Annotated in this window: 26 protein-coding genes, 1 other RNA gene and 1 riboswitch; of the genes, 1 reads left to right on the top strand and 26 read right to left on the bottom strand. The window is 46.2% G+C overall.

All coding sequences use genetic code 11. From position 1 onward, the window contains the following. Positions 1 to 86 precede the first annotated feature (86 nt). A riboswitch (TPP riboswitch) is annotated at positions 87 to 201 on the bottom strand. Positions 202 to 424: 223 nt separating this feature from the next. After that, positions 425 to 1,105 (top strand): site-2 protease family protein, encoded by a 681-nt coding sequence (locus WMO62_RS04960; protein ID WP_349144013.1) that lies wholly within the window; start codon positions 425 to 427, stop codon positions 1,103 to 1,105. A 4-nt stretch (positions 1,106 to 1,109) separates the two neighbouring features. On the opposite strand, the gene WMO62_RS04955 is transcribed toward WMO62_RS04960, so the two are convergent. The 26 genes from WMO62_RS04955 to WMO62_RS04830 all read right to left on the bottom strand — a co-directional run bounded on the left by WMO62_RS04955 (position 1,110) and on the right by WMO62_RS04830 (position 26,320). Beyond that, positions 1,110 to 2,543, bottom strand: coding sequence for a hypothetical protein (locus WMO62_RS04955; RefSeq protein ID WP_349144012.1), 1,434 nt, complete (start codon positions 2,541 to 2,543; stop codon positions 1,110 to 1,112). Positions 2,544 to 2,558: 15 nt separating this feature from the next. Then, positions 2,559 to 3,029 carry an RNA polymerase sigma factor gene (locus WMO62_RS04950; RefSeq protein WP_349144011.1) on the bottom strand — a complete coding sequence of 157 codons (471 nt, stop codon included), beginning with the start codon at positions 3,027 to 3,029 and terminating at the stop codon, positions 2,559 to 2,561. Positions 3,030 to 3,182: 153 nt separating this feature from the next. After that, positions 3,183 to 3,941, bottom strand: a complete 759-nt coding sequence (locus WMO62_RS04945) for an exodeoxyribonuclease III (RefSeq protein ID WP_118511932.1) — start codon at positions 3,939 to 3,941, stop codon at positions 3,183 to 3,185. Beyond that, on the bottom strand, positions 3,938 to 4,456 hold the full coding sequence (locus WMO62_RS04940) for a GNAT family N-acetyltransferase (RefSeq protein ID WP_349144010.1): 519 nt from the start codon (positions 4,454 to 4,456) through the stop codon (positions 3,938 to 3,940). The genes WMO62_RS04945 and WMO62_RS04940 overlap by 4 nt, the downstream gene beginning before the upstream one ends. Before the next feature lie 123 nt (positions 4,457 to 4,579). Then, positions 4,580 to 4,922: RNase P RNA component class A (rnpB, locus tag WMO62_RS04935), an RNA gene on the bottom strand. 50 nt (positions 4,923 to 4,972) lie between these two features. Then, positions 4,973 to 5,722 (bottom strand): helix-turn-helix domain-containing protein, encoded by a 750-nt coding sequence (locus WMO62_RS04930; protein ID WP_349144009.1) that lies wholly within the window; start codon positions 5,720 to 5,722, stop codon positions 4,973 to 4,975. Positions 5,723 to 5,821: 99 nt separating this feature from the next. After that, complete coding sequence (locus WMO62_RS04925) at positions 5,822 to 6,232, bottom strand: peptide deformylase (RefSeq protein ID WP_147602100.1); 411 nt, start codon at positions 6,230 to 6,232, stop codon at positions 5,822 to 5,824. A 33-nt stretch (positions 6,233 to 6,265) separates the two neighbouring features. After that, positions 6,266 to 6,889 (bottom strand): phosphatase PAP2 family protein, encoded by a 624-nt coding sequence (locus tag WMO62_RS04920; RefSeq protein ID WP_349144008.1) that lies wholly within the window; start codon positions 6,887 to 6,889, stop codon positions 6,266 to 6,268. Positions 6,890 to 6,915: 26 nt separating this feature from the next. Then, positions 6,916 to 8,502, bottom strand: coding sequence for an AAA family ATPase (locus WMO62_RS04915; RefSeq protein WP_349144007.1), 1,587 nt, complete (start codon positions 8,500 to 8,502; stop codon positions 6,916 to 6,918). A gap of 32 nt (positions 8,503 to 8,534) precedes the next feature. Further along, positions 8,535 to 10,187 (bottom strand): nucleoside kinase, encoded by a 1,653-nt coding sequence (locus tag WMO62_RS04910; RefSeq protein WP_117498181.1) that lies wholly within the window; start codon positions 10,185 to 10,187, stop codon positions 8,535 to 8,537. Positions 10,188 to 10,254: 67 nt separating this feature from the next. Next, complete coding sequence (locus tag WMO62_RS04905; protein WP_349144006.1) at positions 10,255 to 11,025, bottom strand: Nif3-like dinuclear metal center hexameric protein; 771 nt, start codon at positions 11,023 to 11,025, stop codon at positions 10,255 to 10,257. 12 nt (positions 11,026 to 11,037) lie between these two features. Next, the gene (locus tag WMO62_RS04900; protein WP_349144005.1) at positions 11,038 to 11,769 is read right to left on the bottom strand and encodes a tRNA (adenine(22)-N(1))-methyltransferase; all 732 of its coding nucleotides are present in this window, start codon (positions 11,767 to 11,769) and stop codon (positions 11,038 to 11,040) included. 5 nt (positions 11,770 to 11,774) lie between these two features. Then, positions 11,775 to 12,878 (bottom strand): RNA polymerase sigma factor RpoD, encoded by a 1,104-nt coding sequence (gene rpoD, locus WMO62_RS04895; protein WP_117498175.1) that lies wholly within the window; start codon positions 12,876 to 12,878, stop codon positions 11,775 to 11,777. 37 nt (positions 12,879 to 12,915) lie between these two features. After that, positions 12,916 to 14,694, bottom strand: a complete 1,779-nt coding sequence (gene dnaG / locus WMO62_RS04890; protein ID WP_349144004.1) for a DNA primase — start codon at positions 14,692 to 14,694, stop codon at positions 12,916 to 12,918. 18 nt (positions 14,695 to 14,712) lie between these two features. Continuing rightward, complete coding sequence (locus WMO62_RS04885) at positions 14,713 to 15,720, bottom strand: deoxyguanosinetriphosphate triphosphohydrolase (protein WP_117498171.1); 1,008 nt, start codon at positions 15,718 to 15,720, stop codon at positions 14,713 to 14,715. 43 nt (positions 15,721 to 15,763) lie between these two features. Continuing rightward, positions 15,764 to 16,456 carry an LrgB family protein gene (locus WMO62_RS04880; protein WP_118439016.1) on the bottom strand — a complete coding sequence of 231 codons (693 nt, stop codon included), beginning with the start codon at positions 16,454 to 16,456 and terminating at the stop codon, positions 15,764 to 15,766. Then, complete coding sequence (locus tag WMO62_RS04875; RefSeq protein WP_117498167.1) at positions 16,449 to 16,820, bottom strand: CidA/LrgA family protein; 372 nt, start codon at positions 16,818 to 16,820, stop codon at positions 16,449 to 16,451. Before WMO62_RS04875 ends, WMO62_RS04880 begins: the two co-directional genes overlap by 8 nt. A 16-nt stretch (positions 16,821 to 16,836) precedes the next feature. After that, positions 16,837 to 17,409 (bottom strand): DUF5662 family protein, encoded by a 573-nt coding sequence (locus WMO62_RS04870; protein ID WP_117498166.1) that lies wholly within the window; start codon positions 17,407 to 17,409, stop codon positions 16,837 to 16,839. Next, complete coding sequence (locus WMO62_RS04865) at positions 17,396 to 19,231, bottom strand: alpha-amylase family glycosyl hydrolase (protein WP_349144003.1); 1,836 nt, start codon at positions 19,229 to 19,231, stop codon at positions 17,396 to 17,398. Before WMO62_RS04865 ends, WMO62_RS04870 begins: the two co-directional genes overlap by 14 nt. A 138-nt stretch (positions 19,232 to 19,369) precedes the next feature. Next, positions 19,370 to 20,326, bottom strand: coding sequence for a DUF4349 domain-containing protein (locus WMO62_RS04860; RefSeq protein ID WP_349144002.1), 957 nt, complete (start codon positions 20,324 to 20,326; stop codon positions 19,370 to 19,372). Then, positions 20,327 to 21,241 (bottom strand): immunoglobulin-like domain-containing protein, encoded by a 915-nt coding sequence (locus WMO62_RS04855; RefSeq protein WP_349144001.1) that lies wholly within the window; start codon positions 21,239 to 21,241, stop codon positions 20,327 to 20,329. Then, positions 21,228 to 21,779 (bottom strand): RNA polymerase sigma factor, encoded by a 552-nt coding sequence (locus tag WMO62_RS04850; RefSeq protein WP_349144000.1) that lies wholly within the window; start codon positions 21,777 to 21,779, stop codon positions 21,228 to 21,230. The genes WMO62_RS04855 and WMO62_RS04850 overlap by 14 nt, the downstream gene beginning before the upstream one ends. A 130-nt stretch (positions 21,780 to 21,909) precedes the next feature. Further along, the gene (rsiV, locus tag WMO62_RS04845; protein WP_117498156.1) at positions 21,910 to 22,779 is read right to left on the bottom strand and encodes an anti-sigma-V factor RsiV; all 870 of its coding nucleotides are present in this window, start codon (positions 22,777 to 22,779) and stop codon (positions 21,910 to 21,912) included. Next, a complete protein-coding gene (locus WMO62_RS04840; protein ID WP_147602091.1) occupies positions 22,754 to 23,263 on the bottom strand; it encodes a sigma-70 family RNA polymerase sigma factor in 510 nt (169 codons plus the stop codon). Before WMO62_RS04840 ends, rsiV begins: the two co-directional genes overlap by 26 nt. 154 nt (positions 23,264 to 23,417) lie before the next feature. Further along, positions 23,418 to 24,083: an HAD family hydrolase gene (locus tag WMO62_RS04835; protein ID WP_349143999.1), complete on the bottom strand. Its 666-nt coding sequence runs from the start codon at positions 24,081 to 24,083 to the stop codon at positions 23,418 to 23,420. After that, positions 24,080 to 26,320: a DNA gyrase/topoisomerase IV subunit A gene (locus WMO62_RS04830; RefSeq protein ID WP_349143998.1), complete on the bottom strand. Its 2,241-nt coding sequence runs from the start codon at positions 26,318 to 26,320 to the stop codon at positions 24,080 to 24,082. Before WMO62_RS04830 ends, WMO62_RS04835 begins: the two co-directional genes overlap by 4 nt.

The raw sequence follows: 26,320 nt of genomic DNA, 5'->3' as shown, positions 1-26,320 counted from the left end.
CCGCGATACAAGGTGGTGCCCCCAATGTACCGCCGTAAAGCTTTACAACACAAAAATGGAAGTCCCCGCAGGCACTCCCATTCTATTACTTATCTCACAGTCGCTCCCTACGTTGGCATGATCCAAATCAGGTATACGGGTCCTGGCGGTATTCTCAGCCAGCTCTCAGTCTGCTTCACACAGACTCCCCGGTACTTCGTTATTCACTTTACACTACAGACTATACTCCCAAACGACAGATGTTGTCAAGTAGTTACGGGCAATTGGTAGGATGTTTTACCATGCATACCGTTCACACATGCCATTCACACGCGCCATTCATGTGTTTTGTAACCCCAGTTTATATTCTGTCCATATTCATGCTTTATCTTTAGACAATTACAGGGTAAAATAATTATATTCTACCAGAAATGAGGAAATAATCATGTTAAGCTATTATATTTCGCAGTTGCGATCCATTCTCTATGTGACACCTGTCATGCTGTTAGCCATCATCGTCCATGAATGTGCCCACGGCTGGGTCTCCGATAAGCTGGGCGATCCTACCCCCAGAATGTCCGGTCGTCTGACCTTGAATCCATTAAAACATCTGGATCCTATGGGAACACTCTGCCTGCTTGTCTTTCACATGGGCTGGGCCAATCCGGTTCCGATCAACCCTTATTACTATAAGGACCGGAAGAAAGGCCTGATCCTGGTCTCTCTTGCCGGTCCCATTGCAAATATGCTGCTGGCATGTATCTCCATTTTGCTGGAGGGTCTGCTACTGCTCTATGCTCCAAACACTGTCTTCTTCCAGACTTTAGCCGTTCTGTTCTGGTATTCTGCTGTACTGAACGTAGGTCTTGGCGTTTTTAACCTGATTCCCATCCCACCGCTGGATGGATCCCATGTGCTGGGTGAGCTGTCAGACAAAGCAGCGGAAATCTATAATCGCTACCGTCCCTATTGGAGCATCGTACTGATCCTGCTCCTGATATCCGGCGTCTTAAGCCGTCCGCTGACCGTCATTGACAACGCTGTCCTCTCCGGCATGCAGACAGCTATTTTCAATCTGCTGTCCCTGCTGGTACACACCGGAAATGCGATGAGTGGTGTTCTGTAAGATTTTATTGTTCCTGCTGTCTGATGTCTGTCACATATCCATCCGTAAGGTCAGATGTCAGATTGCAGGTATTTCCTAAGTCAAAATACATTTCTCCAAGCTTTTCTTCCGGTACGGCAAATGCCCAGTGTACGGTCACTGTCTCTCCAGGTGCAAGAGAATCAATATAGTTATTTGAACGTTCTCCACCTTTCACATCGTACAATCCTACCTCCGTATTAAAGGAATGATTGTCCACAGCCACATAGGTCCATGCGTCATTCTCTGAAGGGGTCTGGGTATCCGCTCTCCAGATCTTTGCCACAGTTCCAGCCGGTTCCAGAATGTTGATCGTTCCATTGAACATAATGTCTTTCCATGTTTCTGTACCAGTATTGGTATAATCCACGGTCACGCAGACCAGCTTCTGCGGCTCTTCTTCCGTCCGGATCACCTGATCCAGCGTATTGACTCCATCTCCTTCTTTCACATAAGTAAGTATGACGGGAAGCAGCGTTCCATCTGATGCAAAAGCCTGCTTATCATCCTCTCCCAGCATGGAATCTGACAACATGGATCGATTATCCCCGATCTGGACATCTGTTACCTTTGCAGTCAGTCCTGGATGCTTTTCCAGATCGTTTTCTGATATATCCAGTACGTCTCCCATTGGATGTGCTTTTTCCAGGCTCTCCATGGATACCGATGTGACAGGAAGGTTCGATTCATCTATCATCTCCTGTCCTTCATCCGCAGTCAGATAACTGCTCCAGTTATAGCACATCATCACATCTTTATCGTCGGACTGTTCCACGGGTGTCAATGTCACATGCTCCGCGATCTGGATAGCATCCTCTTTTGACACATCTGATGCCGCTGTCATCTCCAGCACCAGATGAAGCTCCGGGTACGCCACATAGAGCTGCTGGTTAAATGCAAGTCCATCTCCCAGTGCCTGCTGTCCCAGGTATATACCTTCTCTGCCATTGATATTCAATGTTTCACTCTCTACCACCTGTTGTGTCAGCATTTCAAAAGCGGAGTCTCCCGTATCCATATAGTAACAGAGCATGCTCACGCCACCCTGCGCATAAGTATCTTCAAAACTATATTTTCCTTCCTCTGTCTGCACCATTCCGTCCGGCAGCCACTTGGCAGTCAGCCTCACATAATGGTTTTCTCCTGTCGGCTGCATAGTTTCATTTTCTGTTCCTGCTTCTTTTTCCTGCGTTGTCTTCACTGCATAGGTTCCCACCTGCTTACTCTTCATCCGATATAAAACACCTGCAAATGCGGTGGTTCCCAGTGCCAGAGTTGCTGCCAGCACAGCGATCATCACTCGGCGGCCTATGAATTTTCCTGTTTTTTTCTGTAACTGCTGTTCTACTTCCTGCTCTATCATCTTCCGCATAGCATCCGGCATCTTCGGAAATTCCTGATTCATATTTTCCAGCTTCATCGTTCATCCTCCCTTTTAACCTTCTTTGGATAATTCTTCCTTCAGCTTTGTCCTCGCTCTGGCAAGCCGGTTCTTCACCGCACTTTCTGTCACTCTTGTCATTCTGGCAATCTCCCGAATGCTGTATCCTTCCATATAATACAGAGTCACCGCCAGTCTTGCTTCCTCTGTAAGCCTCATCAACGCCCCATAAAGATCTGAATAATCCTGTCTCTCCATCCACGGCTCTTCCCGTTCACAGGTCTCCAGTGATATGATTTTCTTTTCCTTACGCATGATTCCATAGCATTCATTGATCAGAATACGGATTAGCCAGGTCTTTGCATACGTGTCCTGTTTTAACGTTCTAATCTTGTCAAATGCTTTTGCGATGGTCTCCTGAATGGCATCCTGACAATCTGCATCATTATAGAGCAATGATTTCGCCACATGATACATGCTGTCCTCCGATGCCAGGATCAGCTGACCCAGTTGTTCTCTTTTCATAGTATCCTTCCCGCCGGCTTTTTTGTATTTACATAGATTAGATGCCTGCCGCCTCCATTTGGTCGCGGTGTTTTTTAAATTATTTTCACCCAAAAGAAGAAAGAGCAAAAAGAAACTATTACATTTCTTTTCACTCTTTTTACAATTCTTCTCTTATTTCAAAATCAATTCCACCGGACAGTGATCACTGCCAAACTGATCCGACAGAATCTTGCTGTCTTCGATCCGGTCCTCCATTCCTTCGGACACCAGGAAATAGTCAATACGCCAGCCTGCATTCCTCTCTCTTGCCTTGAAACGGTAAGACCACCAGCTGTAAGCTTCTGTCTGCTCCGGATACAGATACCGGAAGGAATCCACAAATCCGCTTGCCAGCAGTTCCCGCATCTTATCACGTTCCTGATCAGAAAATCCTGCATTTCCACGGTTGGATTTTGGATTCTTCAGATCAATTTCTTCCTTTGCTACATTCATGTCCCCAGTCACGATCACCGGCTTTTTCTCTTTGAGTGCACCTACATAAGCGCGGAAATCATCCTCCCACTCCATTCGATAATCGATCCTTTTTAATCCATCCTGTGCATTGGGTACATAGACGCACACCAGATAATACTCTGGATATTCCACTGTGATGGCACGACCTTCTGTATTGTGTTTGTCCTCAAATCCCAGATCATAGCTTACAGACAAAGGCTTTTCCTTCGTCAGCACAGCTGTTCCTGAGTAACCTTTTTTCACCGCACTGTTCCAGTACACATCATATCCGGGAAAGTCAAAATCCGCCTGATGAGGCTGCATCTTCGTCTCCTGTAAACACAACACATCCGGCTGCTCCCTCTCCAGGAACTCCCGGAATCCTTTTTCCATACATGCCCGAAGACCGTTCACATTCCATGAATATAATTTTGTCATTGCCGTTCCTCCCACTGTGTTTTCATCATTGTCAGATCATGAAATCTCCAGATCTCTCCCATCAGATGATAATCTGTACAGGTTCCTGTCTTTTGAAATCCCAACCGTTCATAGCAGTGTGCCGCAGTTATATTATTTTCAAATACGCCCAGTGACACCTGCTCCACCTTCAAAATGGTAAATGCATACGTCAGTGCCAGTGTCAGCATCTGTGTGCCGTATCCTTTCCCACGGATCAATGGATCTACGATAATGCAGCCAAATTTCAAATGTCTCTGCTCCGTATCTAAGAACTGCATCAGCAGATGCCCCACCACTTTTGTATCATCCAGCATCGTCATCTGCCAGAAATCATCCTTCATGCGGAAGGAATCATAAAAATTATTGATATCATCGGCTGTCACCGGATAATGATCGTACCGCCCGGCACACCATTTCCAGAATCCTGCTTCATCGGTCAGCCACTGTACAAGTGACTGTGCATCGCAGGGCTTATAAGGGCGTAATCGCAGCATATCTCTTTCTCCATCTCATCTGTTTTCACTTAGATAACAAAAACGCAGGAAACGACTTTAGAATCTCTAAAGCAGCCCTGCGTCTGTTTCTGAAAGTAACTTCCAGTCTTATTTCTTATAAATACAACAAGCAAAACGATAAGCCGGGTTATGTCGTTGGACAATCATCTATCTAGACGTACCGTTACCGGCACGTTCAAGCAACCTACCTGAAGCTGGCGGGCCACCATATGCTTCTGCTTGGTCTTGCTTCGGATGGGGTTTACATGTGCCCCGTCTGTTACCAGCCGGGCGGTAGTCTCTTACACTGCCTTTCCACCCTTACCCGTCCCTTGCGGAACTGGCGGTTTATCTCTGTTGCACTGGCCTTGGAGTCGCCTCCACCGGACGTTATCCGGCATCCTGCCCTGTGAAGCCCGGACTTTCCTCACCTGATATAATCAGCCGCGATTGTCTGTCTTACTTGTCGTAGAGTCTATTGTAACGTACTTTTTCCGACTTGTCTATGGGAAATTTTTAATTTTCTGCACTTTCTGCGCTTTTCTTCTTCGGCTTCAATATCGCCAGAAGCATGCCACATACACCCCAGCCAAGCATCCAGAGCCATTTATGGTATCCGTAAATAAGAATTACGTTACCTAAAATACCCGAAGCAAAATTAAAAGATACAGAATCACCGGGTCGCATATTTTCTACCATCTTCTTATATATCCACTGTTCATATCCATAGCGAATACATTCCACTGTCATTACAATCCCATAGGCAACTACTACGCCTATTAAAATCCAAAACACAACCTTTATCCATTTCGCTCCAGAAATTTCTTTTCCATATGCGCGCCATAACAGCGCCATAATCTGTTCTCCAATAATCACATATGCCGCTGGATAACTCACAAGCCCTAACCACCATACCCAGCTTGGAACAATAAACGTATCTTTTGTCAGATCATTTCCATATCTGATTAATGAAGAAGAAATCACCATCATTAATCCAGCAATTACAAGCCAGATAACCCTTTTCAGAATCTCTTTTCGCCATGTCTGATCCGCTGACTGCTCTTTCTTCTCTCCATAGATCAATGTATTCGGATCTGTCTTAAGTGCCTCTGCCAGCAGCTGAAGCATCTCTATATCCGGGTTGGAATGTCCCGTCTCATAATTGGAAATAGTATTCCGCGTCACACACAGCTTCTGCGCTAACTGTTCCTGCGTATATCCCTTTTCCGACCGTGCTTTTTTAATGTTCTTTCCGATCCGATTCATATGCCACGCCCCTTCCATGTTCTGGTAGCTTTATCATACCTTATCAGATAGAAAATTGTCACGCCAAGAATCTTTACATGGTCTATTTTTCCAGTTTCATTAAATCACAATCCCATGACAATGGTCGATCTCATGCTGAATGATCTGGGCTGTCCAGCCCGTATAGGTTCCATGCTGCTTTTTGAAGTTCTGATCCAGATAGTCCACTTCGATTTCTTTGTATCTTGTACAGGGTCTTACACCATCCAAGGACAGGCATCCTTCTTCTGTCTGAAATGCCTCTTTCTTTTTGGTGATCACCGGATTGATCATGGCAAACTGAAAGGGACCCATTGCCACAACAATGATATTTTTTCTGACACCGATCATATTCGCTGCCATTCCAACGCATCGATCCAGATTCGCCCGGAGCGTATCCAGAAGATCCTGTACCACCTGTTTATCTGCCTCTGTTGCCGGCACGGATTTCTGTGCCAGAAATAAAGGGTCTCTCACGATTGCTTTTACCATTTTTTCTCCGACAGCCTTTCCTATCATTACTCTTTATTTTTTCACGATTTTCTCAACCACCACAACCAGCACTGCAAACATGACGATTGCGGCACTCACATCCAGTACGGAATGCTGCTTGGTGAACATGGTGGACAGCACGATCAGCACCGCCAGCACTCTGCCAACCCAGATACCCCAGGATGGAATCAGTTTTTTCTGCATCTCCAATGTATACTGAAGCACCAGTGTCACATATACGTGCATGCTGGGGAATACACTTTTCGGTGTATCTACCGTCTGCACGAACTTCAACAGATTTCCACTTAAGGTATGAAGATCATAGACAATACTCTCACGGAGGCTCAGTCCCGTAGGCCACACGAAGGAAATGAACAGGAAAATGTTCATGCCTGTGGTCAGAACCAGTACCGCTTTCTTGAATTGTCTGTCATCCAGATTCTTGATTACAAGATACGCACACACGACTATGTATGGAAACCAGCTCACATACGGGTAGATAAACACTGCCATATATGGAATCATGTCATCCAGTGCACAGTGGATCAGATGCACTTCTTTGGGCGGTACGATCTCCAGAAATCCAAATAATCCCATATAAATAACAAACCACACCGCAATCGGAATGAGATGCCGTTTTTTGATCAGTTCTTTCATCTTATTGTATATTACTCCTGTTAATTTCAAAGCTGAACCTGTTCAATCATGCAGGTATGCTTCTTTGTCTTTTTGCTGTAATTGATACCTGCAAGCAGCAAATTTCCTTTGTAATCACGCAGAACATCTATATATTCATTTCTCTTGATCTGCTCAATTGCCCCTGATACACTCTTATCCCATTTCAGTTCGATTACTACTGCCGGCTTATCTATATGAAGCTTTCTTGGAATCATCACAATATCTGCAAACCCTTTTCCTGTCGGTAACTCCCGAACTATCGTATAATATTCTCTTGCAAAATAGAAGGCCAGATTGATCGTACAGCTTAATGCATTTTCATTATTATACTGTAAAACTGAGATCTCTTTATGTGCCTGTTCCACACCTTTTGCCACAGCAGCCTCATCCATCTTCCACAGTGCTTCCAGCAGCTTTCTGGAAGCTTCAATAGAGCGCGCTACTTCATGCCAGTCCATAGTGCTGACTGCATTCACATATTCCTGTGCAACTTCTCTGTTCGGAATTGATACCTTCTCTGCATCACTGTCATAGGTCAGATATCCCAGATGTACCAATAACGTAAGAACATCATCTCTGGTCGCAAATGTGGTCATATCATTCATAAACGTCCCAGTATTAACACGAACGGACTCTCCACCAAGCATTTCTATAACAGCATCTTTCAAGCCATCCATATTCATCTGAATATAGACTTTCAACGCTTCATACGTCTCCGTACGGTTCCAATATGTGCCATACTTATGACGCATCATTGCTTCTACTACGGATTTAGGATTGTACATGGCATAATCGAAGACTTTCGTCCGCTGATGGACCCTTAAGTGATATCCGTCATACCAGGCCTTTGTCTCTTCATAATTCATCTGGTATTCTGCACACAATTTTTTTACTTCATCTTCTGTAAAGCCAAAATATTCCGCCAGATCACCAGGATCTGTCATGGAATACTCAGTAAACATATTCAAAGCAGAATGAGACCCATATTTTTTAATCGGTAAAATACCTGTCATATATGCCAAAGCTACATATTCCTTATCCTTCAGCCAGCTTCGCAAAAAATCCAGATATTTTTTCTGGGCATTCTGATCATGTTGATACTCTCTGAACAGGCAATCCCATTCATCGATCAGAATAATAAACGGATGCTGTGTAAATGCATACACATCCTGCATGGCAAACATCAGATTATTCTGTGTCACATACTCCGGATATTTCCGTTTCAGTTCCAGAATCAGACGCTCCTGCAAAAGCTTCAGCATCTCATCAATTTCATGTGATACACTGAAGAACTCCTGCATATTCACTCTGATCACATCGTATTGATTTCTGTGTTCTTCATAAGAAGCGATTCTGCTCACCTGGAAATGCTCAAACAAATGTCTGCTGTCAGTCTCTCTGTCATAATATGCTGCCAGCATATTTGCTGCCATGGATTTTCCAAATCTGCGCGGACGACTAATACACAAATATTTCTGCAATGTATTGATTTTCGCATTTGTCTTTTCAATCAGTCCGGTCTTATCTACATAAATGTCAGAGTTAAGACTTTCCTGAAATCCTTTGCTTCCCGGATTCAAATACGTTCCCATACTCTCACCCCCTGTGAACAGCTTTTCATCAGTTACACGTTGAAAAAGCTTCCTCCTATAAATTCTCGCAAAATGGAGTTGCCCGGAATCATATTGCTGTCGATTCCCTGGAAATAGTTAAGAAATTTCAGCAGCCGTTTTGCTTCCAGATACTCCGGTTCCTCCGGCTTGATACCAAAGAGCAGTGGTTCTGCATACTGTTTTAATACAGACAGCTCATAGATCAGTGCAGAGTTGAATACCACATCTGCCGACTCCTGATATGGGAAAATGTTCTCATCTTCACCACGACGGACTGACGGCCACATGGAGATAGTCTTCTGAGCACTTGCCCCACGGGTTCTGGCATCGCGGACCATTCTGCGGAGCAGTCGTCCGTCTGTGGTCGGGATCCGGTTATGCTCGTCAATATTCATCTGCGTCAGGGCACTCACGTAGATCTTAAACTTATTTTCTGCCGGAAGAGAATAGGACAGGGCATCATTCAGGCAGTGGATGCCTTCGATGACCAGTACATCTTCCGGTCCCAGCTTCAGGCTGTTGCCCTTATATTCTTTCGTACCGGTAATAAAATTAAAGGTCGGCATATACACTTCTTCTCCCCGAAGAAGTGCACTCATCTGCTGATTAAACAGCTCAATGTCCATAGCTTCCAGACATTCAAAATTGTACTGTCCATTCTCATCCTTTGGTGTATCCACGCGTTCCACAAAATAATTGTCCACTGCGATTGGATGAGGCTTCAGACCATGTGCCATCAGTTGAATGGAAAGACGATGAGAAAATGTGGTCTTTCCTGACGAGGATGGTCCTGCGATCATAATCAGCTTCTTGTCTGGGAGAGCTGCGATCTGCTCTGCAATATTTCCCAACTCTTTTTCCATGATCGCTTCCTGCGCCAGAATGATATTTCCGATATTTCCTGCAGAGATCTGCTCATTTAACGCACCAACAGTTCCCACATCCAGGATCTCTCCCCATTTAGTAGAACTTTTCAGTGTCTGGAATACCTTATGCTGCTCCTTGAATGGTCCAAAAGTTTCCGGGGTCTTGCGTGGCGGGAATTCCAGCACAAATCCTTCATCATAGGGAATCAGCTTAAAATATTTCAAATACCCGGTGCTGGGTACCATATATCCATAATAGTAATCCTCAAAATTATCCAGCAGATATACATTCACGCTGGAGCTTCTGCGGAAGCGGAACAGACGTGCTTTGTCGATCATTCCATGTTCCGTAAAATGCTCAATGGCTTCTTCCACCGGAATGCTATGCTTTTCAATTGGCAGATTTTCATTTACCAGTTCTTTCATCCGCATTTCGATCCGGCCGAGCGTTTCCTGGTCTACCGGCATCTTTTTGCTGCTCACATAGTAGCCCTCGCTGACAGAGAACTCCACTTTCATGCCACGAACAGCTTCCATGCCTTCCACATCATAGATTGCCTTCAACAAAAGCAAAGTTGCACTTCTTCTGTATGTATTATAGCCATCGATCTGTCCGGTTGTCAGAAAAGTAACCGTTGCTCCATCTTTCACTTTGCGGAACAGCTCCCGCATCTTGTTATTTTCCAGAACCAATACAATATCATGGTCAAATTTCTTTTGAAAATTCTTCGCCAGTTCCAGATATGTCGTTCCATCCTTCACATCCAGAGTCTGTCCTTCTACTATGATCTGTCTCATATACGGTACACCCCTTCCTGTCTGTATAACTGCCAAAAGCCCGTATCTCACGGGCCTTAGAGTATTTTTAGATAACTACAAATGGATGCTTCACAGCCACGCAGTCCATATGGACACCTGTCAGCACCTTTTCCAGATATGCTTTCACATCCTCCATAAAAATGTGTTCCACACCATAATGTCCGGCATCAATGATACACATTCCCTGATCCACTGCATCAATACCAGTATGATGGTCAATGTCTCCGGTAATATAGACGTCGCATCCAAAGCCTAATGCCAGCGGCATAGTACTTTTTCCAGCCCCTGGGCAGATTCCCACCAGGCTTACCTGTGTATCCGGATTTCCAAACAGTCTGACATTTGGAATGCCATATGCCACTTTCACCTGCTCTCCACACTCCCGAAGGGTCATAGGATGAGGCAGTTTTCCGACTCTTCCGATGCCTTCCCCATCTTTCACTTCTTCCAGTACTGCGCACTCGGTCAGTCCCATCAGCCGCGTTGCCAGATCTGCCATTCCTCTGGTATCATAATTCGTATGCATGGCATAATAAGAAATGTCATTGCGGATCAGTTCCAGCAATCTTCGCCCATTCATATCCTGATCAGTCACCCGCTTGATGGCTGAAAATAGCATGGGATGGTGAGTGATCAACATATCATATCCACCTTCTGCTGCCATGCGAACCACTTCGTCTGTGGCGTCCAGGCTCAAAAGGATTTTCTTTACTTCTTTTGTACTGCGGCCGGCCAATAATCCAACATTATCCCAGTCACAGGCATATTCTGTTCCATATTCCTGCTCGATCAGAGCACAGATCTCGCTGCATTTCATTATCCGTCCTCCTTATCTGCCGTCCAACGCTTCCAGCGTCTCCCTGATCAGATTCATCTGCTCCTGAAGCTCTTTCATGCGATCAGACACTTCTCTTCCATTTTCATGCAGACGCTCCATGATGGTGCTGCTTTTCTCCTGTTCATGAATGAGGAAATTCCTCAAAACCTCCGGAGAGCGCTGTTTTTCCACATCACCATAAAAATACTGGAAGGTTTTCCACGGATGATCCTTACACTGTCCACTTCTATCTTCAAAGTCGTGGATAAGTTCTGCACGCATCATGGGATAATATTTTCCATCCTCCAGCACTATGTCCTCGTCCGTGATTTGATAGCCATGCTCCGCCAGGAACTTCCGCACCAGATGGATATCTGACTGGGGCTGCAAAATCAGTTCCCCAACACTGGACAGGCAATGCCCGCCACCTTCCAGAATCCTTTTCATGAGCATACCGCCCATTCCGGCGATCAAAACGGTATCTGCTTCTCCCTCATGAAGCTCTGTCAATCCATCTGACAACCGTGTCTCTATATATGTATCCAGTCCCTGACTATGAATATGCTCTCTGGCCCTTGACAAAGGACCTTTTCCAACATCCATGGCAAGTGCTGACGGGATTCTGCCTTTCTGCACCAGTGCAATGGGAATATATCCATGATCCGTTCCAATATCAGCCAGACGGCTGCCCTCCGTCACCAATGACGCCAGGGCACTCATTCTCTTTGATAACTGAATTCCCATGTAAGTTACTCCAGGAAATCCTTCAGTTTCCGGCTGCGGCTCGGATGACGCAGTTTGCGGAGAGCCTTCGCCTCGATCTGACGGATACGCTCACGGGTAACGTTAAATTCCTTTCCAACTTCCTCCAGCGTACGTGCTCTTCCATCATCCAGTCCAAACCGAAGACGGAGTACCTTCTGTTCTCTTTCCGTCAGTGTACCAAGTACCTCTACCAGCTGTTCTTTCAGCAGTGTAAATGCAGCTGCTTCTGCCGGCACCGGAACATTGTCATCCTGAATAAAATCACCCAGATGGCTGTCCTCTTCTTCACCGATCGGAGTCTCCAGAGATACCGGTTCCTGGGAGATCTTCAGGATCTCACGTACACGGTCTACCGGCATATTCATTTCTTTTGCAATCTCTTCCGGCTGCGGCTCACGGCCCAGCTCCTGAAGAAGCTGTCTGGATACACGGATCAGCTTGTTGATAGTCTCTACCATATGAACCGGAATACGGATCGTACGTGCCTGATCTGCGATCGCTCTTGTAATTGCCTGACGGATCCACCAGGTCGCATAGGTACTGAACTTATATCCTTTTCTGTAATCAAATTTCTCTACAGCTTTGATCAGACCCAGATTACCTTCCTGGATCAGATCCAGAAACAGCATTCCACGTCCCACATAACGCTTTGCAATGCTGACTACCAGACGAAGGTTAGCCTCTGCCAGACGTTTTTTTGCATCTTCATCACCAAGCTCCATCCGTTTTGCCAGTTCGATTTCTTCCTCCGCACTCAGAAGCGGCACTTTACCGATCTCTTTTAAGTACATGCGGACCGGATCTTCGATGCTCACGCCATCCGGCACAGACAGATCGATCTGCTCCACATCCACATCATCCTCGTCACTGAGAATAATATTACTGTCATCATCATCGTCTGTGATTCTCAGCACATCGATGTTATTCTGCTCCAGGAAGTCAAGGATCTTATCGAATTTCTCCGCATCCAGTTCCATATCGCTGAAGAAGTCGCTGATCTCCTGATACTCCAGTACATTCTTTTTCTTTTTTGCCATTGCCAGCAATTCTTTCAGTTTCTCACTGAATTTTGCTACATTTTCTTCCATATTGGTTCTTCCTTCCATAATTGTTCATATTTTATCCTTAATCCAAAGAAATATGCAATTTCTCTATTTCCCTGCGCTTTCGCACGATCTCCTGAAGTGCATTCATGTCTCCGGGATCCATGTGCTCCGTCTGCCAGGCGATGCTGTTCTGTTTTACTCTCAGGATCGTTTCCTGTAACGCTTTTTCCTCTTCCTCCCTGCTCTTCAGAGCTGGAATTGAGTCATTAAACATGGCTGCTGCACGCTCCTGTTCTTCTCCCTCCTCAAAATACTGAAAAAGAGCCGCAGGGTTCAGATGCCCCTGCTCCATCTGTGTTCCTAACAATGTAGCCGCCTTTTGGCACAGCTCATCTGTAAAATCTTCCGGTTTTACATATCTGGTGATATTCCGGTACAACTGCTCACTGGTGCTCATCCATGTGATCAGTAACCGCTGGGAACGGACACCCGCATCTTCTTTCTGCCGTCTTCTTGCCGGATCTCTGGACACATTTCCCATCTCGGGCCGTTTTTTCAGATTTCCCAGCTGCTCTCCGGTCTGGCTCACCATTTTCACAAGCTGATCATAGGTCAGATGATATTTCTCAGCCGCCGCTTCAATGTAATTGTTTCTCTCAATACCTGCATCGAACTCCAGCAGTTTCTTCGCAACTTCCCTGAAAAACAAGGTCTTGCTCTCCGGATCACGGAAGTTATACTGTCTCTCCAGAATCCGCAATTCAAAGAAAAAGCTGCTCTCTGCCGTGTCGATCCGCTTCTGGAATTCCTCTGCTCCCAACGCTTTGATGAATTCATCAGGATCCTTATACGGTTCCATATTGATAACTCTGGCCGTCAGACCTGCATCCTTCAGGATCGGAATGGCCCGCATAGCGGCTCTCACTCCCGCATCATCACTGTCATAGGTCAGAAGTACTTCATTGGTATACCGTTTGAGGATCACGGACTGCTGCTGCGTAAACGCAGTTCCCAGCGACGCTACCGCCTGATTGAAGCCCGCCTGGTGCATGGCGATCACATCCATGTACCCTTCACACAGAATCATGTTTGGCTTCCGGCTTGTCCGCGCCAGGTTCAGTCCATAGAGGTTCCGGCTCTTGTCAAACACCTTGGTCTCCGGAGAGTTCAGGTATTTAGGCTTTGCATCTCCCATGACCCGTCCGCCGAATCCGATGATCCGGTTTCGGCTGTCCATAATGGGAAACATGACCCGGTTCCAGAATTTATCGCGCATGCCATCTCGTTCATCCACCTGCATCAGCCCGGATTCTTTCAGCAGAGAATCCGAATACCCTTTGCTTTTCAGGTATTTATACAGGTCGTTGCCCCGTTTGCTGGAGCATCCAAGGCCAAACTTCCGAATGGTCTCATCCGAAAGCTTCCGCCCCTTGAGATAGTCAAGGCCCTGCTTTCCATCCGGCTGGCGAAGCATATAGTAATAATACTTTCCTGCCAGACGGTTAAGCTCCATAATCTGTTCCTTCAGATCTGCCTGTTTTCTGGCTTCCGGTGAATAATCCTGCTCCGGCAGTTCAATGCCTGCCCGATCCGCCAGTACTTTGACAGCCTCAGGGAATGTCAGATTTTCATAATCCATCACAAACTTAAATACATCTCCACCAGCTCCGCAACTGAAACAGTGATACATCTGCCTAGGCTGGTTGACGGACATAGATGGATTTCGGTCATTGTGGAACGGGCAGACTCCCACATAGTTGCTTCCTTTCCGCTGCAGCTTCACATAGCCGGATATCACATCCACAATGTCGCTGCGGGAACGGATCTCTTCTACCAGTTCCTGTGCATAGTAACTCATGAAATCACCCGATTCCTGTTAATACCTCCAGGCAGCCGGAACGAAAAACTCCTGGAATTTGGTGATGGCATACTGATCCGTCATTCCTGCAATATAATCGCAGACACTTCGTTCCTGTGTCTCTCCGGACTGCCACATTCTCTCAATATATTCATTGGAAAGAAGCTCTGGATGATCCATATAATACAGAAACAGCTCTTTCACTGTATTTTCTGCCTTGCGCTCCTCTCCCTTTGCTTTCGGATTAGTATACACATTATCAAACATATATCTGCGCATACCCCTGAAAGCAAATTCCACATCCTCTGACATGGTAATGGAAGGTTTTCCCTGGCTCTGTGCCACAATGTCATGGATCATGGTATTCAGACGTTCCTTGGACGAATGTCCCAGAATATCTGTATATGTACGGGGGATCTCCTCTTCCCGGATGATTCCTCCCCGGATCGCATCATCCACATCATGGTGAATATACGCGATTTTGTCAGAATAACGAACCACCCAACCTTCCAGAGTGTCCGGCTGACCGGTCATCTGATGGTTGAGGATTCCGTTTCTTACTTCCCAGGTCAGGTTCAGCCCCCGGCCTTCCTTTTCCAGCTTCTCCACGATCCGTACACTTTGTTCATGGTGTCGGAATCCTTCACTGAACACCTCATTGAGTGCCCTTTCTCCGGCATGACCAAAAGGTGTGTGTCCAAGATCATGTCCCAGTGCAATGGCTTCGGTCAGATCTTCATTGAGTCTGAGTGCCCTGGCAATGGTTCTCGCTGTCTGCGCCACTTCCAGCGTATGGGTCAGTCTGGTGCGGTAATGGTCTCCCTGTGGAGTAAGAAATACCTGTGTCTTGTGCTTCAGTCTCCGAAAGGCTTTACAATGCAGGATCCGATCCCGGTCTCTTTGGTAAACCGGCCGGATGTCGCAGGGTGTCTCCTCCACCTCACGGCCTCTGGAATCTCTGCTATGGGCAGCATAAGGACTTAAAAACTGATCTTCCCACTGTTCTGTGCTTTCCCTGATCGTCATGGCGTTCCCTCCTTCGGCTGAAACAACTATTATTTACTGTTTTCTAATACAGACCTGCAATGATCGGTCCGATGATAACGGTAAAAATACCGGTTACTGCAATGGCAAGACTGCTCATCGCTGCCTGGATCTCTCCCATCTCCAGAGCCTTACTGGTTCCGATAGCGTGGGATGCTGTTCCCATGGCCAGACCCTGAGCCACCGGATCCTCAATATGGAACAGCTTAAATACTGTTCCTGCGATCACAGCTCCCAGAATTCCTGTCAAGAACACAGACATAACCGTCACAGCAGCCACGCCGCCCATTTCTTCAGTCATGCCCAGTGCAATGGCAGTGGTGATGGACTTCGGTACTAAAGAGGCATAAATGCTCATCTCCAGCGCAAAGAATTTGGACAGTCCGAAGATCATGATCGCGCATGCCGCTGTTCCTGACAGAATGCTGAGCACGATAGCTCCTGCATATTCTTTCAGAAGCTTTAACTGGCGATACAATGGCACTGCCAGGCAGACTGTGGATGGTGTCAGGAAATAATTAATATATTTCGCACCATTGTCATAAGAATCATAGCTGATATTGGTCAGCTTCAAAAATGCAATAATAAAAATAATGGATAATAACAGCGGATTACAAAGTGTACTTCTCATCCGCTTTCCAACCTGTACGGCGCACCAGTAGCCCATCAGGGTAATAAAAAATCCAAAGTAAGCAGAGTTCTGCATCAGACTATCCATGGAATTCATCCTCCTTATCTCTCTTTCTGCGCACCAGTATCTGCGCGATCAGTCCTGTCAGAACCATAACAACCATGGTGGACAGTACAGAGATTATAAGGATTCCAAGCAGAGAATCTTTCATGAGTCCAAAAGATTCCATCAAGGCAACTCCAGGTCCCACAAACACCAGCGGCATAGCTACCAGCATAAAATCTGCGGTCTCCTGGATCTGATCCAGCTTAATGACCTTGGTACAAAGACAAATCAACAACAGTAACATGCCGTATACGCTGGCCGGAACCGGCAGCGGCAACAGATAATTCAGAAGCTCTCCAGCCAGAGAGATTCCACCGATAATCATAACTTGATATGCGTATTTCATAATATTTCCTCGAATGTTATTTTTTCCATTTGGTAAGTTTCGGATAATTTTTCCGACCTACCATATATTTCCTCATATAGGCAAAGGTAAATTCCTCGCCCTTTTCGTCAAGCATATGAAGCATATACTCCAGAAGTGCCCGCGTCTCCGGGTGGATCATATAAGAATCCTTACCCTTTTCATAATATTCCAGCGGCGAATGCTGCGTATAACTTTTTCCTTCATAGATCTTGGATGCTGCGATCCGGTCCATGATCATCTCATTGACATATTTCAACGGCATCTTCATGCCTGCCATTCCTTTGACCGGTCCCAGACTGTAATCGATCCAGTACTCATAGTGGTGCTTGTTGCGTCCCTTATGATGCAGCCACGCAGCAGAATATCCTTTGTCCTCGCGTTCCGCATTGTTTGGACTTCGATATCCCTGGTAATACTTGCATCCCTGCCAGAACTCTGACGGGGAATATTTGGACAGATCATGGGTCAGTCCCTGCCAGTACATGCCGACCTTGAAGCAATGCTTCGCCACCATGATCTTATGCTCCGTAATCGTATGAAAATGCTTCCATATATTAATCAGTCTCATATTTCGCGCCTTCCAGTATCAAGATTGTGTGAGGTTCCACCAGGATCATCTTCTGCTTTCGTGGAAGCGGCTTCTCCCGTTCCTTTAAGAACACATCTTCCCGCCCCGTATCAGCCAGAAGATACCATTGCTCTTTGCCCGGCAGTGTTGGCAGTGCCAGCTCATGCACGATCGCATCCATATTATATAAAATATATAAAGTGTCCTCTCCGGTGTAAGCTCCCGCATAGAGAACGCCGATCTGACGGCTCTCATTCTCAAAGTCCCCGTACCATGCTTTCTTTCCATGGTAAGACAGATCCGGAATTCCATGAGACTTCAGATCTCTCATCTGATACTCAGATGCCTGCCCAAAAGCCGGATGTGCTTTTCGAAATGAGATTGTCTCACGCACAAACTGCTGCAGCTTTCTGTTAACAGACGACTTTCCCCATTGTATCCAGGACAGCGGATTGTCCTGACAATAAACATTATTGTTGCCCTGCTGAGAATTACCCATCTCGTCTCCGCCATAGATGGCCGGAACACCCTGCGACAACAGCAGCAACAAAAACGCATTGCGAAGCTGTCTGGATCTGAGCTTCTGGATTCGCCTTGATGTGGTCGGACCTTCCACGCCATAATTACAACCATAATTATAATTGCTTCCGTCCCTGTTATCTTCTCCATTATCCTCGTTATGCTTGGACGAATAGGAAACCGCATCATTTAATGTAAATCCATTGTGGGAAGCCAGATAATTGATTGTGGTACAGGTGGCCGGGTTCCTTCGGATACTCTCCGCAATCTGTCCGGTCATATTTTCATCTCCCCGCAGAAACCGGCGGGCTTTGATCAGAAAATCATCATTGTATGCTGCCAGTCGACGATACACCGGTACTTCCTTTTCCGCAAAGATCTGATCCAATGGGAAATATTCACTCATGATCTTGGTTCTTGACAACACCGGATCCAACGCCAGTGCCCGAAGTGGAGCCACCGCACAATTCACATGTACGCCATCTATGTGATATTCTTTGACCCAATAATGGATGCAGTCCATGATCAGATTGGGGCTGGTTCTCTCTGCAAAATAAAACTCCAGGATCAGCTCGATTCCATTCTTATGGAGTGCCCGTACCAGCTCTTTTAACTCCTGCACCGGATTGCCAGACGCACTGTATGCGGTCTTTGGTGCAAAGTACTGTGCCTGTGTATATCCCCAGTAATTGATTTTATCAAAATATCCCTTCGGCACCGGCTGATGCTTCTTCTGAGGCGGTCCTACTGACCATTCAAAAAACTCATAGACTGGCATCAGCTCCAGCTGCGTGATTCCCATTCCTTTTAAATAGGGAATCTTCTCCCGAATGCCTGCAAAGGTTCCTGGGTGTCGGACCTTCGCCGACGGATCCATGGTGAACCCTCTCACATGCGTCGTGTACAGTATACACTCTTCATAAGGAATCTTCAGCGGTCGGTCACCTTTCCAGGAAAAATGTCCCGTCTCCGGCACACACCTTACCTCTTTGCCTTCCTCTGGTCTTTCTCCCCAGTGCTCTCTTCCTGTAAGCTGCACTGCATAAGGATCCTGTACAACTTTTCCGTCGATCTGGTAATTATATTCATATGTATCTGCTGGAAACTGACTGATGCGAACTGCACAGACATCTCCAAACCGCATCTCTTCTGTAAACGGAATCTCCTGCTCAATCTTGGCAGAGCCTTTTTTATACAACAACAGACTGCAATCCCGATTTTCCGGTACTGCAGCGGCAAAATTCAGATCCCTTTGAAGCCTCGTGACACCCAGGCGTTCCGGTTCTCCCGGTCTAACATCCATGTGCAATGTCCTCTTTATCTTCTTTTTTCGGTAGTCGATATTTAACCCAATTATATGTATTATAGCATCTGGCGGTGCAGTTGGCAACAAAAAAGAGCTTCCGGGCCTCTATGACCCGAAAGCCTGTTATATCAATGTTTACTGCTGGTTTTCGCTCGTCTGGTCTGTGTTCTTTTTATTTTTCTTACTTTTCTTAAACACAAATTTCCGAAGCAGGATCACAACCACTGCAAGGATCACACCCCAGACCACCAGGATTGGAAGGGAGCCTAAGATACCTATTGCAAATCCACGCAGTCCCATGAGTACTACATAGACGCTGTCACTGAATCTGGAAGCTACTTCCTCAAAGAAGCCCTGTTTACCGGTGTCAGTCACTCGGAACACTTCTGAAATATCCACATAGACAGTACTGTAATCGATCTGATTGTCTAATAACCGGATCTGGCTTTCGTAATTTTCCAGTTCATAGCGGACATCTGACAGACGGTTTTCAATGGTAATGATATCTTCCACATTTTCTGCCTTCTCCAGCAGTGCCAGCAGCCTCTCCTGTTCTGTCTCCAGTGCTTTCTTATGACTATCCACATCCACATAACGAAGAGTCACATCATCCACACTTTCATTTTTATAGGTCACATTTCCCAGCGTCTCCACCACATCGATAAATTCATCCAGTTTGTCAGACGGAATGCGAAGTGTGTAGCTTGCGGAACGACTGCTGGAATAGTCCGAACTGCTGCCCCACACAGAAGAATCCTGAATATATCCGCCCAGATCTTTTATCTTCTGACTCATGTTATCAAGGACGGTGTCAAATTCTTTCGTCTGAAGACTTAGATTCACATTCCGTATCAGCTTTCGATCAGTTTCCTGCACCTCTTCGATTCCATTTTCTGAAGTCACAGCACCGCTTCCAGCTTCCTCCGCAGATGCCGCTTCCGTTGTGTCATAGCCACTGTCATATGCCATATCATCATAAGCTGCGCTGTCCGCCACTGCACTTTCTGTAGCCATCATAGACTTGCTTCCGCAGCCAAAGATCGACACTGCCAGTATTCCTGATAATACACAAGCCAATACTTTCTTTTTCATTTACTCCTCCCTCTCCTTTCGCATCTCCTCCAGGGTCTCCATCTGCTCTGAGAATACTTCTTCAAAGGTAAATTCAGCACTGAGCATATGCTCTCCGATCCGAACAACCATCCGATACCGCTGTGCACCATAGTCGATCTGATACTGCGTCAGGTCAATGGCTTCATCCATGGCCATCTTCTTCTCCAGACGTGTCCAGGTCGGCTCTTTGCTCTCGGTACTGGTTGTCGGGATCACATACCAGCCATCATCCAGCCACACTTCCAGAATTGGCGGCATCTGATAAGATGTTGACGTCTCTCCCGTATTGGCGATGGTCAGTGTCAACGTCGGATTCTCTTCATCCAGTACCGGGCAGTTCACCAGAGTGTTTACATTTTCCAGTGCCTCCGGCATATCCTGGATCTCTGCCAGATAAATGGTCTGCCCACAATATGTCTTGCCCTTTGAAGTATCCACATCTGCTGTCTTCTCTGCTTCCAGGCCATCTGCCGCACCAGTATCTGCCGCATCCTCCATAGCATCTTCCGCCACTTCAAGTTCTGCACTCTCTTCTGCAACGTCTGCACTTTCTGCTGTCATCATTGCCGTGGTATCCGCGGTCCCTTTGCCTCCGCTGTGCTGCAGATACACAGTTCCTGCCAATGCTCCACATACACAAAACACTGCAACACATGCCGCCAGTTGTCCCCATTGGAAATGGAAATGCTTCTTTAATTCCTTTTCCTGCATCTTTTGTTCTGCTTCTGTCATCATAGCTTCCATCTGTTCCTCAAACCCCGGTGAAAACCGATGCTTTCCTGCAATCTCCCGTTCATGAGGAACAAAACTTAAATCTTCTTCCAGGCACTCGTCCAGTACCCGGGTCAATAATTCTTCCCCTTCAGTCCGGGCACCGTTTCTAAGCCTCTTCAATGCTTTTTTCCTCCTTTCGGATCATTTCCTGCAGTTTTTTTCTGGCACGAAAATACCGTACATTCACATTTTTTGCAGAGATTCCCAGAATATCCGCGATCTCCTCGTCACTCATCCGATACAGATACTTGTACTCAAACACCACCCGGTAGTTGTCGTCAAGCTCCAGCACACAACTGATCAGCCTGTTATAATTTTCCTTCACCAGAAGCTGATCCAGAATATCTCTTCCTGCCTTACCTTCCGGCAGCTCATCCGTCAATTCCTCCTGTGGATTGTTCTTCCGTATGAGATCGATCGCCTTGCTTCTGACAATTGTTGCAAGAAATTTCTTCGTTCTGGGGCTGTGTGCATCCTCCACTTTATCCAGATGCCTGGTCAGTGCCAGAAAAGCTTCCTGCACTGCATCCTCCGCCAGATGGGTATCCTTAAGTTTCTGCTGGGCAATGTACCACATAAAATGCCGGTAGTTCTCGTATATCTCCCTGAACTTTTCCTGTTCTTCCTGCGTGTCCAGAAGTGCCAGAAACAGAACCATGTCTTATCCTCCTGTAAATGCATCTACATCTATATAAACGCGTTTTTCTTTCATTTTACTACAAGACAGGAAGAAAATCTTCTAAAAAAATCTTAAATGTTTCTGAACGAACATTTTTAATATATGTGTCCTACTTCACATTTACAGTCTCGTTCAGGGTGAATTCTACACAGCCCATAGATCCGGGAGCGACATCGTATTCGTTGAAGCAGACTACAATGTGTCCGTCTTCATTGACGTAGAAATCCTGGTCTTCAGCGATCTTGTCAAAATTCCACTCTTCTACCTCTGGATCATCCAGCCAGTACTGTACAGTTTCATCGGCTGCCATCTGTTCTCTCATCTGCGTCTTAATTTCTTCGCTGATGGTATCAATATAGTCATCTCCGCACAGATCTTTCAGCGACAGTTCTTTTCCGGTCTTTTTATCAACGGTATAATGCTTGTGCTGCTCATAACCGCTGCCTGCTCCCTGATAGAGAATCAGTTCCAGGGAGAAAAGATCGTCGGTGTCCAGCTTCACGTTGCTGTCAATGTAGATGTTCTGATAACCTTCTTCATTTTCCATGCTCTTTTTGAACTCTTCGATCAGCTTATTGGTCTCTTCGTTGATATCAAAATTAATGGCATCTGCGGATACTTTTGCCTGCTCAACGGTGTCACTGTCTGCATTCTCATCCGTAGCAGCTACTTCTACCTGCGGCACTTTTACATTCGCACTGTTGCGCTCCTCATCCACCTGATACTCGCGGACAGTCACCACTTTGAACAGATTACCAAGTAATGGGATCTGCTGCATGGCTGCCGCTGCAGTCTGGCTGGTATTCGGAAGAATCAACACGATGGCAAGTACTGCTGCCATGCTTCCAAATGTTTTATATAACGTTATTTTTTTCATACGTTTCTTTTCTTTTTTTGCTCTGTTAATAGACTGTTCCAGTTTTTCTCTCATCTCTTCCGGCACTTTAATATTGTCATACTCCTTTTTCCAGTCTTCCATAATTCACCCCTCCTGCTTCCATATATTTCTTTAACTTATCCATTGCCCGGTACAGCTTGCTCTTTACCGTACTCACATTCAGATTCATGATCTGTCCGATGGTTTCGATCTTCTCTTCTTCAAAATACCGGAGCACTACGATGCTTCGTTCCTTTTCATCCAGCTTATCCAGTGCCCGCTGAAGATCCACATCCTCAATCTTATCTTCCTGTCCCTGCTCCGGTACCTCCTCCACCGAAGCTGTTTGTTTGTTTTTCTTCAGGAACCGCAGTGCCTCATGGATCACGATCCGGCAGATCCAGGTATCTGCGTATTCCGGCTGTTTCAGCAGATCACTTTTTAAGATTGCCCGATATGCCGCCTCCTGCACGATATCCATGGCATCCTGCTCACGAAACACATAGCTGTATGCCATACGATAATATTTTTCATAATTCTGCACCAGGCACTCATGAATCAGCGCCTCTTTGTCTGATGCCCTCATATTATTCCTCCTCTCTGCTTTCTTTTACCTATTAGACCTTAAGGTTTTGCGGAAAGTTTCACTTTATTTTCATTTTTTCAGAATCTTTGATAAAAAAGGGCAAAAAGCCCTAGTTTCATGCTTTTCACCCTTTATATCTACCTTATGTAATCTATTATCTATCCAGCAGCTCACATAACTGCCACGGCTCATCGATCATCACATCTGCACCGCTTTCCCACAGAACATCAGTGCTACGATATCCCCATGACACACCGACACCCACGAATCCGGCATTTTTTGCAAACTGCATATCGGTCTCGCCATCACCTACATGCATGACCTGGTCCGGGGTAACACCCAGAGTCTCACACAGCAGTTTTCCGGCTATAGGGTCCGGTTTCAGGGGGCGATCATGATCATTTCCCCAGACTTCTTCAAAAGGAAGGTCACTGCAGAAATGGTTTGCCAGCTTCTTTGCAGTCGTTTCCACTTTATTGGTCACAATTACCAGACGGATTCCTTTGGCAGCCATCCACTGCAGAGTCTCCCACATTCCCGGATAGAAACAGGTCTGTTCCGTACAGTGCTCCGGATACCACTCCAGCTGATAACGTACTGCTTCTTCCAGTTTTTCCTGAGTCGCATCCGGACAAAGTTCCCTGTAAATTCCTTTTACACCATTTCCGATATAGTTAGCAAACCGAACCGGCGGCATAGGCGGCAGTCCTGCCAGTTTCAGTGCCCGTCTGGCAGCTGCCTCCAGATCTGCCTCCGTATTGAGGATGGTTCCATCCATGTCAAAAGATACTACTTTGATATTGCTGTATTTTCCACTCATACCCGTATTTTCGTTCCTTTCTGATCTCTGGTTCCATTTTTCAGCTTCTGTAAAGATACTTCTTTTTCTTTATAAGTGATGATCTTATCTTCACCATCTGCCATCACATAGACCTGTTCCAGACTGTCTTTGGCTGACAGCTTCATGGCACGCACACCAATCGCTGCCTTCTTCTTCTCCGGGATCTCCTCAATGGCAAATTTCAGGAAGACACCTTCTGCGGACTGAAGTACGATCTGCGTATTATCCCCGACCAGACCTGCATACAACACCTCGTCATCTTCGTTCAGTTTGGTTGCCGCACTGGTTCTGGTGCGCACATCATACTCGTAACCGCTGACCACCTTTGTCATACCATATTTGGTCACAAACAGCATGGTTCCCATAAGCAGCTCTTCCATACTGCAAATGCAGATCATGCGCTCCTGGGAACTGTCAAAATTGCTGAAATTATCGATTGGGAATGCCTTATCACGGAATTTTCCATATGGCAGGTCTGCAATCTTAGCCGTATGAAGCTTGCCTTTCTCTGTGAAAATGCAAAGCCGGTCGGTATTGCGGCAGGTCAGCACATAACGGCTCTCCGCATCAGCCGCCTCTTTATTTCTCTCATAAGTCGCCACATCCATGGTACGGCAGTAACCAAATCGATCCATCAGGAATTTCACCGGCATCTCTTCCATCTTCTTCTCCACGAAAACAGCTGCTTCTGCATTTTCCACGGATGTCTTTCTCGGTTGTGCATAAGCCTTCTTGTAACGCTCAAGATCCGCTATGATAACCTTCAGCATCTCGTCATAGTTGTTGAGGATTTCCGAATAACGGGCAATGTTTTTCATGGTGGTATCATGTTCTTTCATAAGAGCTTCAATCTCCAGACCGATCAATTTGTAGAGACGCATCTCCAGAATTGCCGTTGCCTGGCGCTCTGTGAAACGAAGCTTCGCCGCCTGTGCTTTTGACTTCTCGGACTTAAATGTAATTCCTTCTGTAACACCACTCATGAGGCAGGCTTTTGCCATCTTCAGATCCCGGCTTCCACGCAGCACTTCGATGATCAGGTCAATCACGTCACAGGCTTTGATGAGACCTTCCTGAATCTCTTTTTTATCCAGCTCTTTATTCAGAAGTGTCTTATATTTTCTGGTATTCAATTCAAACTGAAAGTCGATCACATGGTCAAAGATCCGGGTCAGCCCCAGAGTCTCCGGTCTTCCATCCGCCACTGCCAGCATATTTACACCAAAGGTATCTTCCAGACGGGTCTTCTTGTAGAGCATATTGGTCAACTGCTCGGTATCTGCACCCTTTTTCAGTTCCAGCACAATACGGATGCCTTCCTTGGACGACTGGTTGGTAATATCCACAATATCTGTAGTTGTCTTAGACTCCACCAGTCCGCCGATATCATTGAGGAATTTTCCAATATTAGCGCCGATCATGGTATATGGAATCTCTGTAATGACCAGCTGCTCCTTGCCCCCCTTTAATTTTTCCACTTCCACGCGGCCACGGATCTTGATTTTACCTGCGCCGGTGCGGTAGATCTCGGTCAGTTCATCTTTGTTGACCACAATTCCACCAGTGGGGAAATCCGGTCCCGGCATAATCTGCAAGAGCTCTTCCACTGTCATCTGCGGATTTTTCATGTAAGCCTTCATAGCATCAATGGTCTCACCCAAATTGTGCGGCGGGATGCTGGTAGACATACCGACAGCAATACCCTCTGCGCCGTTGATCAGCAGATGGGGAATCCTTGCCGGAAGAACACCAGGTTCTTTCTCTGTCTCATCAAAGTTCGGAACAAAATCCACGATATTTTTGTCCAGATCCGCCAGCAGCACATCTTCACTGACCTTCTGAAGTCTCGCCTCCGTATATCGCATGGCAGCAGCGCCATCTCCTTCGATGGAACCAAAGTTACCATGTCCGTCGATAAGCGGCAGCCCTTTTTTGAAATCCTGGCTCATAACAACCAGTGCCTCATAGATGGAGCTGTCTCCATGGGGATGATATTTACCCATGGTATCGCCAACGATACGGGCACATTTTCGGTAAGGGCGATCACTTCGGATACCAAGCTCATGCATATCGTAGAGAGTTCTTCTCTGTACCGGCTTCAGACCATCCCTCACATCCGGCAGTGCACGGGCCACGATAACGCTCATGGCATAGTCAATATAAGACTTCTGCATGATGTCGGAATATTCTGTTTTTATGATCATTTCTTCACTCAT

This window comes from Hominiventricola aquisgranensis (genome assembly GCF_040096225.1).
Classification (GTDB): Bacteria; Bacillota; Clostridia; order Lachnospirales; family Lachnospiraceae; genus Hominiventricola; species Hominiventricola aquisgranensis.
This window is presented reverse-complemented; position numbering and strand designations above follow the sequence as displayed.